A 12,450-nucleotide genomic window follows, 5' to 3' on the forward strand; every position below is an offset into this window, starting at 1 on the left:
CCTGCCACTATGACAAGACCGGCCATTCCATGCCTCTACCCAAGGGGAGGAAGGCTAAGGATACCTTAAGGTCTACAGTTGGCCCCGCTGTACTCTACCTGTATCGGCAGCCAGTGGGCCTGGGGGTTGGGCAGGGTGCCGCCAGGGTTAGGCTCAAAGCTGCGCTGTAGGGCCAGTTCTAGCGCTTTTTCATCCAGCACTGTGTAGCCTGTGCTGTCGAGCAAAACCGGCTCTTTGACTAGCTGGCCAGAGGCATTGACAATTACTCCAACTAGACCCTCAGCGGGGGCTGGCGTCAGACAGGTGGCGATCGGGTAGGGCACCTGCAAGGGAGCGAGCTTTGTGCCCAAAACAGGTACCTCGGTGTCGCTTAGACCCTGCCCTTCGGTCTCTAACCACGTCGGCACAACCGAGGTGTGAAAGGCCACTTCGTTGGCCACAAGCGACTTAGCCTGCTGATTAAATTCGTACTGCGCCGGATCCCGCAGGCGATCTTCGAGGGTGGCGGGTAGTGGCTCCGGGGGCACTGGCTCTAGAGTTACCTCATTCGTGGGTGGCGCAGGCGGCGCGGCCTCTGGCTGCTCTACCTGAGACTGTGGGGCAGCGGGAGCAGCGGGAGGCGCAGAACGAACTAAGGGCGGTGCTTTGGGCGGGGGAGCCTGGGTTGCCTGGGGGGCTGGGGCTACTGCGATCGCCTCGGCGGAGGGCTCAGCGGCAGCCGGTAGCCGCACCACCCCCACAACCGATGACGAATCGGTGATCTCGGTCAGACTCTCAGCGGGCTCTGGGGTAGTCTCGGGCACAGGCCAGGCTAGCAGCACGCCGTGCAGCCCGATCGAAAACAGCGCCAGCAGCCCACCCCCCGACCACCGGAGAGAGCGCTTACCCACCCTGAGCTTGAAAGGAAATGCCATGGTCATGCCCGTTGCTCTGCACCCAAAAATGTTAGCGAAACGTTAGCGTTTGACGTTCTAAAGGTGGCACATCTTTTAGATAGCGTTATCAGTAAGCAGACAGTTTTTATATTGTCGTTATTTGCCGCTACGCTAGGGCTGTTGAGGCTCTACCACAAAGGCTCACAACCATGCGGCGAGAAGACTTGACCCTACTCACGGCAGGCCTGCTGCTCGTGCTAACAGCCATCCTTTTAATCGCCCTGGAGCCTCGCCAGGCATCCGTTGCTCCATCACCCGAGGCCAGTGCTGTGCCCACCCAACTGTTGACCGACCCGTTTTTGCAGTACCCCACCCCTGGCGCGGTGCGAGTAGTGTGGTTTACCGAGTTTGAGGGCCGAGACCACCGGGTGCGGTGGGGTACCCCCAATCAGCCATCCGAGGCTAATCTACCCAATCAGGCGATCGCGATCACCACCCGCCTGGCCCGCACCCGAGAAGATAACCAGTCTCGCCTTGACCACCCCAATTTCTCTGACCTAAAGCAGACGGTAGCGCGCCCGATCTGGCGGCATGAAGCCGTGGTGACAGATTTATCGCCGGGGCAGCGGGTGCCCTACCAAGTGGCCAGCACTGGGCCAGACGGCACAGTGGCCAAAAGCCGTGTATTCACCCTAGCTGGGGCTCCCCCAGCCGGGCAGCCCCTCAAGATTTTACTCACCTCTGACCACCAAAACATGCCTATGGTTGCCGCCAATCTGCAAAAGGTGACCGAGACCCTGGGCCAAGTAGACGCGGTGTTTTTTGCGGGCGATCTGGTCAATATTCCCGATCGCGCCTCCGAGTGGTTTGACGACAGCCGGGGCTGCGGCTTTTTCCCCTGTTTGCAGGGCAATACCAGCTATGCCCTAGAGCGCAATGGCCGTACCACAAACTACCGGGGGGGCGAAATCATTCAGCACGCGCCGCTGTTTCCAGCCCTGGGCAACCACGAGGTGATGGGCCGCTTTGCCGCTGCGGCCCCCCTGGGCGAGCAGTTTAACCAGCCCGTGCCCCGGCAGGTGGCGGTCGGCCTGTATGAAGCCAACGCCGACCTATTTAACCCCAGCGGCGACCCCGTCCTGCGCCGTCAGTGGATGATCGACAATTCCTTTAACAGTGAGACCTACGAAGCTCTATTTAGCCTGCCGTTGACCCAGGTACCCAACCCCGATCGATCCGAGACCACCAGCCGCTACTACGCCATCACCTTTGGCGACGTTCGCCTGGTGTCGCTCTATATCACCCAAATCTGGCGACCCTACAGTCTAGATGCCACCGCGCGGGGCCGCTACCAGGAGCGCGAAGCCGACCTGGGCACACCGCAGAACTGGGGCCACGGCCAGCACATCTTTGACCCGATCGAGCGGGGCAGTTTGCAGTACCAGTGGCTAGAGCAAGAGCTGGCCAGCGACGCCTTTCGCCAGGCCAAGTACAAGGTGGTGATGCTGCACCACCCGCCCCACACCCTGGGCGACAACATTGTGCCCGCCTTCACCAACCCCGTGCGCCGCTACGATCGCGACGATGAAGGCCGCCTCACCGCCGTGCGCTACGAGTACCCCCGCGCCGACGACTACATTGCCCGCGACCTGGTGCCCCTGCTAGAGCAGGCCGGGGTAGACCTGGTTTTCTATGGCCATTCGCACCTGTGGAACCGCTTTGTGTCGCCCCAGGGCACTCACTACCTGGAAACTTCTAACGTGGGCAATTCCTACGGCGCGTTTTGGAAAGATAAATCTCGCCCGGTGCCCCCTGAAACTATCGAGGGCTCGGCGGTGACCTACTCCCCCACCGACTACGTGGCCCAGGGCGACCCCAACGGCCTGGAGCCAGTGGTGCCCACGATCGCCCCGCTGCAAGACGACAGTGGCCATCCACTACCCTACCTGGCCAGCAACGACATCACTGCCTTCAGCGTGTTTGACACGGGTATGGGGACGATCAGCAGCTACTACTTTGACACCCGAGAGCCGAACTCAGCGGTGGTGAAGTTTGACGAGTTTGCCGTAGGCCGATAATCGGACGAGGGAATTGGATTTTTTGAGTATGGCTGTTGGTTATTCTGCCTCTTTTTCTCACACCCTCAAATTCCCCGCCCTGCTGCATCTTCGTAGGGTTCGGTAGCGAGAAAGTGGCCAATTAGGTAGAGCGAGCCGCACAGCACCTTGAGGGGAGCCGGGGACGGGGCGATCGCAAGCAACCCATCCCAGAGAGAACTGTGGACTTCGCACTGGGCCAGGTCAGGGCAGACCGATCGCGCGATCGCCCCCAGATCCTCCGGCACTGCCGTCTCGTGCCCAGGCACTGGCACCAAATGTAGGGCATCCCCGGAACGCAGCAGGGCAGCAAAAATATCGCGGTGGTCCTTGGTCGAGAGCATCCCCATCAGCCACACCGTCCCCGCCCGATCCCCCACCCAACTGGCCCACCAGCTATCGACGTACTGGCGCAGCACCTCGGCGGCGGCGGGGTTGTGGGCACCGTCGATCAGCAGCGGGTATATCTCCGGTTCCTCTCCCCAGATCACCCACTGCAAGCGTCCCGGCCAGCGAGCGTTGGCCATGCCTTGGGCGATCGCAGCGTCAGAAATGCTCCAGCCCTGGGCGCGCAGAGTTTGTAGGGTGGCGATCGCGATCGCCGAATTGGTCAGCTGATGCTCGCCCAAAAGCGCCAGGGGATAGGTAATGCCCTCGTCGCCCTGGTCATAGCGGGCCTGACCGTTGCCTAGAGATACGGCGGGCGCGGGCCATACCGCCGGACAGCCCAACTCGGCCAGACGGGCCCGCACCACCACCTCGGCCTCAGTGGGCAATGGGCCAATCACTGCGGGACGCCCCGGCTTTAGCACCCCCGACTTTTCGCGGGCAATATCGGCCAGGGTGGGGCCGAGCCGCTGCCAGTGCTCGCGGCTGAGGGAGGTAATCACGCTCACCAGGGGCGCATCCACCACGTTGGTAGCGTCGAGTCGCCCCCCCAGGCCCACCTCCATCACCGCCACATCGACCCCAGCCTCAGCGAAATGCAGCCAGGCCGCCGCCGTAAACACCTCAAACTGGGTGGGCGAGGGGTGGGATGGGTCTATAGCGGCCACCACCTGCTCCAGCCGATCGATCAAATCCGGCGCGGCAATGGGGTCGCCATTGACGACAATGCGCTCGCGCCAGCTCACCAGGTGGGGCGAGGTGTAGCGCCCCACTCGATACCCCGCTGCCCCCAGCACCGCTGCCAGGTAGGCACACACCGACCCTTTGCCGTTAGTGCCCGCCACATGCACTAGCGGCACCCGTTCTTGGGGATTGCCTAAGGCTCCCAGCAATCGATGAATACGCTCTAGCCCCAGCTCTACCCCAAACCGCCCAAAGGGAGCCAGGACGCTCTCAATCTGTTGCTCTTGCTCAATCTGGGACGGCTGATACACAGGCAGTTCTCTCCGCCCACGAGGGACGAGGTAGCTTGGTCATTAAGCATCTTATCTGAGGGCGATCGCCCCTCACCTACCGGCTCCCTCGCGATCTAGCTGCACCAGCATAAACTTGCAAGGATGGGGTGCGATCGGGCATAAAAAAGGCGCAGCTTAGGCTGCGCCCGGTTGAGGCGTTAAACCAGGGGCAGGGGCTACACCGCTTCGGTGTTTTTCTCCCCGGTGCGAATGCGGACGATTTCATCTACGGGGCTGACAAAAATTTTGCCGTCGCCAATTTCGCCAGTGCGGGCAGCAGAAATGATCTTGTCTACTACGGTATCGACCTGGGCCTCTTCAACCACAATCTCAATCTTGAGCTTCTGGAGGAATTCAACGGTGTACTCCGAGCCTCGGTAGCGCTCGGTCTGTCCCTTTTGGCGACCAAAGCCGCGCACCTCCGACACAGTCATACCCACAATACCAGCGTTGACCAGGGCAATCTTGACCTCGTCGAGCTTAAAAGGGCGAATAATAGCTTCTATTTTTTTCATAGATCCAACCAGGGTGCTTCAGCGGGTCTCTCTGTAAACCTCATCCCAGCCCAGAAGTGGAGGTTTACCTATGGCAAAACTACAGATCGCGAGCTGGACTTGGTATAGCTTCGGTCTATGTGTATCGGGCCTGACCCCTACAATACTGTATCGTCAGCTACAAAAAGTCAGGCAAGCGGAGTCACAGCGGCTGGAAAAGCAAGCTACAGGCGGTAATCCAGCCCTTTAGCGAGAATTGCTCAGCAGCGGCTTCATAATCAAGAAACCAGCCCCAAAGGCGCTGATCACAATCAGCAGAATGGTTGCCGCCAGCCACAGCCCGCTGAGATCCGACGATCGCTGGCTCAGCTGACCAGGACGGCTGGCATCGATGCGCTCTTCGGTGTAAAGCCGCTGAGGCGCTGCTTGAGGCCGCTTGGGAGGCATTTTGGGCGTTTTTTTGCCCTTGGGCTTCACCATTTGAGTCAGCTGGCTTGCCAGGGTCGAGACCCCCTCCCCCATAGATTCTGATAGCCGTTCTGGCAGAGAGGCCGAAGCCGCTTCGTCCATAGAATAGCTAGCGGCCATCGCCGGGGCTTCCATACTCAGAGGTGCCGTCAGCGGGCGGGCAATGCTCTCCGGCTCAATCGCCTGGGGCTGGCTGACCTCGATCGCCTGCTTGAGCCGGGCCGCCGAGTCCGCAAAGCGAATCATTTCCTGGCGCAGCACCTGGTTTTGCTGGTTGAGCTGCTGATTTTGCTGGGTCAGCGAATCGACCATAGCCTGGGTAGCGCGCAGCTCCGTGGCTAGCTCACGGTATACCGAAATAGGCACCGAAGGAGCCTGACGGCTGCCCTGGGGTGCTTCTGGGGCCACGGCTCCAGGATAAGCAGATTCGGAAGAAAAGGGTACGTTCATGATGACGGTAGAAGGGGCGTTTAAGAACGAAGAATAAGCCTGAAAATTGGTCTGCCCAAGGGTAGTTCACATTAGAGCAATTGCACCAGTTTTAGTCAAGAAAAGTTTTGGCCCTGATAAATTCCATTCTGACCACTGAATTTGGACAACGGTCTCACCCAAGGAGTGATTTGGCATCCAAGGGCAAATGGTTCCAGGGGCCAGGACAGTTCTGACTGCGAAAGCAACCGAGGATTTTGCCCCTTCCCAAGGACACAGATGTTGGGAAGGGTGTTGCTTGAGCGACTTCTGGAAAACAATTTTTCAACTGGTGGGCACTGCCCACCCTACGGTAGCCTGCCCTCAGCTAGGTGGCTACCGAAAGTTCTAGGGCAGTGGCTAGGGCCTTGCTATCGGCCACAAAGCCAAAGCACTGGTTGACGTTATAGACGGTGGCCTGGGTGCAGTAGTCGGGGGAGGTGGTGGCGCTACAGTCGCTTAGCAAAACGCAGTCGTAGCCGAGAAAATTGGCGTCTTGCAGGGTGGCCAGAACGCATTGATCGATGTTCACCCCGGCGAAAAGCAGGGTAGTTTTGCCCAGGTTGCGCAAAATGCTGTCGAGGGGCGTATCCCAAAAGCCGCTCATGCGGTACTTGTCGACCCAGATGTCTTGGGGCTGAGCTTCTAGCTCATCCACTACCGCCGCCGCCCAGCTGCCTTTGGTGAGCACGGGGGCACCGTTGGCCGGTAGGGGGTCGCCGAGACCCACACCGGCCCCGCTGGGGTTGTAGACGTGGTGTAGACCAGCGCTCAGGTTGAGGCGATCGCGGCGGTTGCCCCAGTTGACCCACACCACTGGCACCTGGGCCAATCGCAGTTTAGGCAGCAGAGATTGCAGGGGCTGTATCGCCTGGCGGGCAGGGGTTACGTCAACGCCGATGCTGGCCAGCCAGCCGTCGGGGTGGCAAAAGTCATTCTGCATATCGACCACCAGACAGGCAGTTTTGGCGAGGTCAAACCGCACCTGCTTGGTCTGGGTGACTAGGGTGGTCAGTCGAGGCTGTAGCTCTTGACGGCTGATGTCGGCAACCTGGTCGTTGACCCACCAGGCATTGGGCGGGTGACCCAGAGGGCGAAGGTTTGATGCATCCATGGCGACTATGCTGGGAGTGGGATGCAGACTATCTCACCTGGAGGGCTAGCACAGCTAGTAGGGCGGTTACGGCATAGGCCGCCGCCACAACCTGAATTTCAGAACAGCCCGATAGCTCAAAGTGGTGGTGGAGCGGAGCCATCTTAAAGAAACGCTTGCCCACGCCGTCGGAGCCTTTGGTGGCTTTGAAGTAGCCCACCTGAATGATCACCGACAGGGTTTCGGCAAAGAACAGCAGGGTCAGCACTAGCAGGGCAAACAGGTTGCCGCTGAGAATACCCACGGCCCCAAGGGCTGCGCCCAGAGCCAGGGAGCCGGTATCGCCCATAAACACGCGGGCGGGGTTGTGGTTGTGGAGTAAGAAGCCCAGGCAGGCTCCGGCCATGGCGGCGCAAAATACCATCAGATCGGGGTGGGTGGGAGCCACAATAGCCGCTAAGCCCATAAAGGCGATCGCCCCCGTGCCGCCCATCAGGCCATCCAGACCGTCGGTGAGGTTGGTGGCGTTGCTTTCGGCCACCAGCACAAACCCGGCCAGGGGCCAAAACAAAAAGCTCAGGGGTAGGCCGAGGCCGAGGGGCAAGGCCACGGTGGTCAGGCTGGCGGGCTGAGTGGTGAGTACCCACAGGCAAAACAGCACCGCGACGGCAATCTGTAGGGCCAGCTTGGCGCGGGGCGAAATGCCCTTATTAGACCGCCGCTGAATCACCTGCCAGTCGTCTACCCAGCCGATGGCCCCGTAGGCCAGGGTGAGCAGCGACACGGCCACTGCATCGCGGGCAAAGCCGGTCGCCAGCAGAGCCACAATCACCGCTACCGGCACAAAAAAAGCGCCACCCATGGTGGGGGTGCCGGCTTTCTTGAGATGGCCCTGGGGGCCTTCTTCCCGAATAAACTGACCAGTTTTGAGCGCCCGCAGCAGAGGCACCGCCGAAAAACCGAGCAGGCTGCTGCCCAAGGCGGCCACAATAAACGGAACGGTGATCGATGCCCCCAAACTAGCGGTGTTACCTAAAACACCGTCTAGCCCTACGGCGGCGGCAGTTAGGCCCAGACCCAACAGCCAAAATAACGTCTGGCCATTCAGCGACAGCCCCTTTGATGCCAAAAACTTCGCATCCACGAACAATTCCTCACTTAAACCACACCACACACCATCAGGAGTCTACTGGATGATCTTCCAATTGACTATATTTGGTGCCCGGAAATAGTCAGGAAGCTTAAATGAATAGTCTCACTCAGGAGCGAAGTTTAACAACACTTAACGGCAAGCCCGTGACGCCGCCAACTCAGCCGGTGCAGTCAACAATAGTTAATCGTCGTCCTCGTCGAGGGCGAGATCGGTATCGTCATCGTCTTCGAAGGCGTCGTCGTTACCCATCAGATCGGAAATTTCCTCGTTTTCGGCTTCATCGGGGATGGTTTCAACGACTTCGCGGCTGCGCAGCCGGCCGATGCCCTCTAGCCAGTGCAGAATAGATGAGTCGCCGTTGGAGGGCAAAATTGGTGCCTTCGCGTTGCGGGGCACTTGGCGCAAAGACGGGTTGTAATACTTATTAGACATAGCAGTGGTCTTGTACCAATAACGAGGCAATACACAGACATTCCATCGTAGCAGAGACCCTATTCTGCGGTGCCCGAAGTTTTGCCCTATTATGCCGGTACTGCTGTGGAGACTGGGCCATGTTGGGCAAAGCTGAGCTATTGGAGGCTGTGGCTCCCGTCAATCGAGGGATTGCGAGCAGCTCTAGCGATCGCACCGCGATACAGGCTGCTGCTGCGATTTTGGAAGGCCGCAACCCCACGCCCGACCCGCTCCAGGCCACCGATCGCCTCAACGGCGACTGGCGACTGCTCTACACCACCAGCCGCGAACTGCTGAATATCGATCGCCTGCCCCTGGCCTCCCTCGGCCCCATCTACCAGTGCGTTCGCCTGGCCGAAAACCGGATTTACAACATTGCCGAGGTGAATGGGCCGCCCCTGCTGTCGGGCATTGTGGCGGTGGCCGCCACCCTAGAGGCCGTATCTACCCAGCGGGTAAATGTGGGCTTTGAGCGGGGCGTAATTGGGCTACGCCAGGGGTTGGGGTACAAATCTCCGGCCCAGTTCATTGGGGCGATGCAAACCACGCCTAAATTTTCGCTCTTTCAGGGCATTGATTTTAGAATTAACCGCGATCGCCAAGCAGGCTGGCTAGAGGTCACCTACCTAGACGACGACCTGCGAATTGGGCGCGGCAACCAGGGCAGCCTGTTTGTGCTGCAAAAAGTGTAGGCGGGGCTAGTCTAGGGCCAAAACTAAAACCTAGGGTTTGTGTAAGTTGGCTGAAGCGACAGCATAACGCAACTTACCTGATACTTTTTTCCTAAACAACCTATATAGGAAGGTTGGCGATGGCAAGACATAAAATTTTTGCAATGGAATTCGCGAAGGTTTATCCGCTGTACATCCAGAAAGCAGAAAGAAAGAATCGTACGAAAGCAGACGTTGATCAAATCATCTGTTGGCTAACCGGCTACGACCAAGCGGGACTACAGCAGCAACTCGAGCTACGGAACGATTTTGAAAGTTTCTTCGCCCAGGCTCCGGCTATGCATCCTAATGCGTCCCTTATTCGGGGAGTCGTTTGCGGTGTGCGCGTAGAAGAGATTGACGATCCGCTGATGCAAAAAATTCGGTACTTAGACAAACTAATCGATGAGCTAGCCAAAGGAAAAAAGATAGAAAAGATTCTTCGGCAATAGAGCGATCGCAGATCTTTCGTCGGTTGGGCGAAGCGCCAGCGTGACCCAACTTTCCTGATAGCCGTCTTCCCAAACACCTACCCAAAGCGCACAAGTTTCTTCACCGATGCATAGGCGATCGCCGCAGTAGTTGAGGATGTTGCGAAGACAATAATTGATGACTGTCTCAAAAGATGCAGACATGCACGGCCAGCTTTAGCACTCTCTTCGTTAGGTGCAAAGCCTTGGCTTATGAACACTCGCTGGGGGGAATCGGTTAGAGATGCCCTCAGCATGTCACAAACCCATTTTTCTTGCGCTCACCCTGCCACGACCTCCTCTTCCCTAGGAAAATCACTGGTACTCTATTCCTGAGCGACTCCCCTTAGCCCAATGAACTTAGACTTTGGCCAGATTATTCCATCGCTGCCCTTCATCCTGAACGGCATTTTGGTTACCCTCCGCTTCACAGTGCTGTCGGCCCTGTTTGGCTTTACCCTGGGCACCCTGCTGTCGCTACTCAAGATCTCTAGCGTTAAGCCACTGCGCTGGTTTGCGGAGTTCTACACCTCAATTTTTCGGGGCACGCCGCTGATTTTGCAGCTGGCGCTCGTGTACTTTGCCACCCCCCAGCTGATTGGCTATAGAATCTCGCCCATTGAGGCGGGGGTGTTCACCTTCTCGCTCAACTCGGCGGCCTACAGCTCTGAAACTATTCGAGCCGGCATTATGGCGGTAGATAAGGGGCAGCGGGAGGCTTCCATGTCGCTGGGGGTGCCCTACCGGCCGATGATGCTCGACATTATTTTGCCCCAGGCCTTTAAGAATATTTTGCCCGCCCTGGTAAATGAGACTATTGCGCTACTGAAAGATTCGGCCCTAGTGTCTACCATTGGGGTGTTAGACCTGATGCGGCGGGCCCAGGTGGTGGCGGGGCAGACCTTCCTCTACTTTGAGCCGCTGATTGTGGTAGGGGTGATTTACTACGTCATGGTCATGGGGTTGACCCAAGCCGCCAACGTTCTGGAGCGAAGGATGCGCCGCAGTGATTAGAATTGAGCATTTAGTCAAATCCTTCGGGCCGCTGGAGGTGTTAAAAGACATCTCCACGGAGGTGGGCAGCGGCGAAGTAGTGGCAATTATCGGCCCTTCGGGGTCGGGAAAATCGACCCTGCTGCGGTGCATCAACCTGCTGGAGATACCCACTGCTGGGCACATCTTTGTCGATGGTGTCGATATTACGTCGTCTAAGTGCGACATTCTCAAGGTGCGCCAGAACGTGGGCATGGTGTTTCAGCACTTCAACCTGTTCCCTCATAAAACAGTGATGGAAAATCTCACCTACGCGCCGATGAAGGTGCGGAGTCTGTCGAAGGCCGACGCGGGCAAAATTGCCCTAGATCTGCTGGAGAAGGTGGGCATGGCGGAAAAGGCAGAGCAGTACCCGTCGCGACTGTCGGGGGGGCAAAAGCAGCGGGTGGCGATCGCCCGCGCCCTGGCCATGGAGCCCGATGTAATGCTGTTTGACGAACCCACCAGCGCCCTCGACCCCGAAATGGTCAAAGAAGTGCTGGATGTGATGAAGGCGCTGGTCAAAACGGGCATCACCATGGCGATTGTTACCCACGAGATGGGCTTTGCCCGCGAGGTGGCCAACCGCGTGCTGTTTCTCGACGGCGGCTACCTGGTAGAAGACGCGCCGCCGGATGTGTTCTTTAGTGCGCCAAAGAGCGATCGCGCCCAGCAGTTTTTGGAGAAGGTGTTGTAGAGAAATGGTTAGAACGTGCCAACGTTAGAACGTTCAAACGCTCTCCACATTTCAGCTAAGCTAGGCAGAGATCTAATGGATTGTTCCTATGTCTGTGCTTACGGCCCCTGCTCCCTGGAAAATTCGCGATCGCACCTTTATCTGGGGCAGCCGCACTTACCTAATGGGGGTGCTCAATGTCACCCCCGATAGCTTTAGCGACGGCGGCCAGTTCAACACGGTGGAGCGGGCGGTGGCCCAGGCGCGCCATCTGGTGCACCATGGCACCGATATTCTTGACATTGGCGGCCAGTCTACCCGCCCTGGGGCCGAGTCCATCACTCGCACCGAAGAGCTAGAGCGGGTGATTCCGGTGATTGAAGCCATTCGTCGGGATGACGACGATGTTCTGGCCCAGGCAATTATCTCGGTAGATACCACCCGATCGTCGGTGGCGCGGGCGGCGGTAAAAGCTGGGGCCGACATTGTGAACGATATTTCGGCGGGCACCTACGACAAGGGTATGCTCTCGACGGTGGCCGACCTGGGCGTGCCGATTATGATTATGCACCTGCGGGGTACCCCGATTACCATGCAGCAGCGCACCGACTACCACGACATGGTGGGCGAAATCTACGAGTTTTTGCAGCACCAGATCGAGGCGGCGATCGCGGTGGGCGTTAAGCCCAGCAAGATTGCCGTTGACCCCGGCCTGGGCTTTGCCAAAACCTCTGCCCAGAGCCTAGAACTGCTGCGCCAAATTGACAAATTTCGCGATCTGGGGCGACCGCTGCTCGTTGGCCCCTCGCGCAAGAGCTTCATCGGCTGGATTTTAGACCAGCCCGACCCCCAGCAGCGGGTGTGGGGTACGGCGGCGGCCTGCTGTGCGGCGATCGCAGGTGGGGCTGACATTATCCGCGTCCACGATGGGGCGGAGATGCATGATGTTTGCCGGGTGGCCGACGCAGTGTGGCGGGGGAAGGGTTAGTTCAGCGCATCCTCGGCAGAACCCGCTGTCTAGGGATAGCTTGCCTGAGGCAGGATGGCTACACTTGAAGG

13 protein-coding genes are annotated in these 12,450 nt (G+C 58.6%); 6 read left to right on the plus strand and 7 right to left on the minus strand.

The window, feature by feature from the left end; translation table 11 throughout:
* Positions 1-65 precede the first annotated feature (65 nt).
* Positions 66-914: a hypothetical protein gene (locus tag VB780_RS05090; RefSeq protein WP_323350057.1), complete on the minus strand. Its 849-nt coding sequence runs from the start codon at positions 912-914 to the stop codon at positions 66-68.
* 170 nt (positions 915-1,084) lie between these two features.
* Between VB780_RS05090 and VB780_RS05095 the strand changes: the two genes are divergently transcribed.
* Entirely contained in the window at positions 1,085-2,953 is a 1,869-nt protein-coding gene (locus VB780_RS05095; protein WP_323350058.1) for a metallophosphoesterase family protein, read from the plus strand.
* A gap of 65 nt (positions 2,954-3,018) precedes the next feature.
* Here the strand turns inward: VB780_RS05095 and VB780_RS05100 are convergent, their stop codons facing one another.
* The 6 genes from VB780_RS05100 to VB780_RS05125 form a co-directional block, all read right to left on the minus strand.
* Positions 3,019-4,353: a folylpolyglutamate synthase/dihydrofolate synthase family protein gene (locus VB780_RS05100; RefSeq protein WP_323350059.1), complete on the minus strand. Its 1,335-nt coding sequence runs from the start codon at positions 4,351-4,353 to the stop codon at positions 3,019-3,021.
* Between the two features lie 197 nt (positions 4,354-4,550).
* Positions 4,551-4,889 (minus strand): P-II family nitrogen regulator, encoded by a 339-nt coding sequence (locus VB780_RS05105; RefSeq protein ID WP_275332835.1) that lies wholly within the window; start codon positions 4,887-4,889, stop codon positions 4,551-4,553.
* Positions 4,890-5,114: 225 nt separating this feature from the next.
* Complete coding sequence (locus tag VB780_RS05110; protein WP_323350060.1) at positions 5,115-5,786, minus strand: hypothetical protein; 672 nt, start codon at positions 5,784-5,786, stop codon at positions 5,115-5,117.
* A gap of 346 nt (positions 5,787-6,132) precedes the next feature.
* Positions 6,133-6,918: an isochorismatase family cysteine hydrolase gene (locus VB780_RS05115; protein ID WP_323350061.1), complete on the minus strand. Its 786-nt coding sequence runs from the start codon at positions 6,916-6,918 to the stop codon at positions 6,133-6,135.
* Positions 6,919-6,946: 28 nt separating this feature from the next.
* Entirely contained in the window at positions 6,947-8,041 is a 1,095-nt protein-coding gene (gene mraY, locus VB780_RS05120) for a phospho-N-acetylmuramoyl-pentapeptide-transferase (protein ID WP_323350062.1), read from the minus strand.
* Between the two features lie 189 nt (positions 8,042-8,230).
* Positions 8,231-8,482: a DUF3134 domain-containing protein gene (locus VB780_RS05125; protein ID WP_323350063.1), complete on the minus strand. Its 252-nt coding sequence runs from the start codon at positions 8,480-8,482 to the stop codon at positions 8,231-8,233.
* A gap of 119 nt (positions 8,483-8,601) precedes the next feature.
* On the opposite strand from VB780_RS05125, the gene VB780_RS05130 reads away from it, so the two are divergent.
* The 5 genes from VB780_RS05130 to folP all read left to right on the plus strand — a co-directional run bounded on the left by VB780_RS05130 (position 8,602) and on the right by folP (position 12,379).
* Positions 8,602-9,195 (plus strand): PAP/fibrillin family protein, encoded by a 594-nt coding sequence (locus VB780_RS05130; RefSeq protein WP_323350064.1) that lies wholly within the window; start codon positions 8,602-8,604, stop codon positions 9,193-9,195.
* A gap of 119 nt (positions 9,196-9,314) precedes the next feature.
* Positions 9,315-9,665 carry a DUF2200 domain-containing protein gene (locus tag VB780_RS05135; protein WP_323350065.1) on the plus strand — a complete coding sequence of 117 codons (351 nt, stop codon included), beginning with the start codon at positions 9,315-9,317 and terminating at the stop codon, positions 9,663-9,665.
* Positions 9,666-10,037: 372 nt separating this feature from the next.
* Positions 10,038-10,697 carry an amino acid ABC transporter permease gene (locus VB780_RS05140; RefSeq protein ID WP_323350066.1) on the plus strand — a complete coding sequence of 220 codons (660 nt, stop codon included), beginning with the start codon at positions 10,038-10,040 and terminating at the stop codon, positions 10,695-10,697.
* Complete coding sequence (locus tag VB780_RS05145; protein ID WP_323350067.1) at positions 10,690-11,412, plus strand: amino acid ABC transporter ATP-binding protein; 723 nt, start codon at positions 10,690-10,692, stop codon at positions 11,410-11,412. The genes VB780_RS05140 and VB780_RS05145 overlap by 8 nt, the downstream gene beginning before the upstream one ends.
* Before the next feature lie 88 nt (positions 11,413-11,500).
* Complete coding sequence (gene folP / locus VB780_RS05150; RefSeq protein ID WP_323350068.1) at positions 11,501-12,379, plus strand: dihydropteroate synthase; 879 nt, start codon at positions 11,501-11,503, stop codon at positions 12,377-12,379.
* Positions 12,380-12,450: the final 71 nt, after the last annotated feature.

Origin of the sequence: Leptolyngbya sp. CCNP1308, from assembly GCF_034932455.1 — a bacterium.
Lineage (GTDB): Bacteria > Cyanobacteriota > Cyanobacteriia > Phormidesmidales > Phormidesmidaceae > Nodosilinea.

What these genes read in the sequence shown, in the direction of transcription:
- VB780_RS05095 (WP_323350058.1), top strand. Translation starts at nt 1,085, where the DNA reads ATGCGGCGAGAAGACTTGACCCTACTCACGGCAGGCCTGCTGCTCGTG.
- folP (WP_323350068.1), top strand. Translation starts at nt 11,501, where the DNA reads ATGTCTGTGCTTACGGCCCCTGCTCCCTGGAAAATTCGCGATCGCACC.
- VB780_RS05110 (WP_323350060.1), bottom strand. Translation starts at nt 5,786, where the DNA reads ATGAACGTACCCTTTTCTTCCGAATCTGCTTATCCTGGAGCCGTGGCC.
- VB780_RS05090 (WP_323350057.1), bottom strand. Translation starts at nt 914, where the DNA reads ATGGCATTTCCTTTCAAGCTCAGGGTGGGTAAGCGCTCTCTCCGGTGG.
- VB780_RS05130 (WP_323350064.1), top strand. Translation starts at nt 8,602, where the DNA reads ATGTTGGGCAAAGCTGAGCTATTGGAGGCTGTGGCTCCCGTCAATCGA.
- VB780_RS05105 (WP_275332835.1), bottom strand. Translation starts at nt 4,889, where the DNA reads ATGAAAAAAATAGAAGCTATTATTCGCCCTTTTAAGCTCGACGAGGTC.
- VB780_RS05125 (WP_323350063.1), bottom strand. Translation starts at nt 8,482, where the DNA reads ATGTCTAATAAGTATTACAACCCGTCTTTGCGCCAAGTGCCCCGCAAC.
- VB780_RS05140 (WP_323350066.1), top strand. Translation starts at nt 10,038, where the DNA reads ATGAACTTAGACTTTGGCCAGATTATTCCATCGCTGCCCTTCATCCTG.
- VB780_RS05115 (WP_323350061.1), bottom strand. Translation starts at nt 6,918, where the DNA reads ATGGATGCATCAAACCTTCGCCCTCTGGGTCACCCGCCCAATGCCTGG.
- VB780_RS05135 (WP_323350065.1), top strand. Translation starts at nt 9,315, where the DNA reads ATGGCAAGACATAAAATTTTTGCAATGGAATTCGCGAAGGTTTATCCG.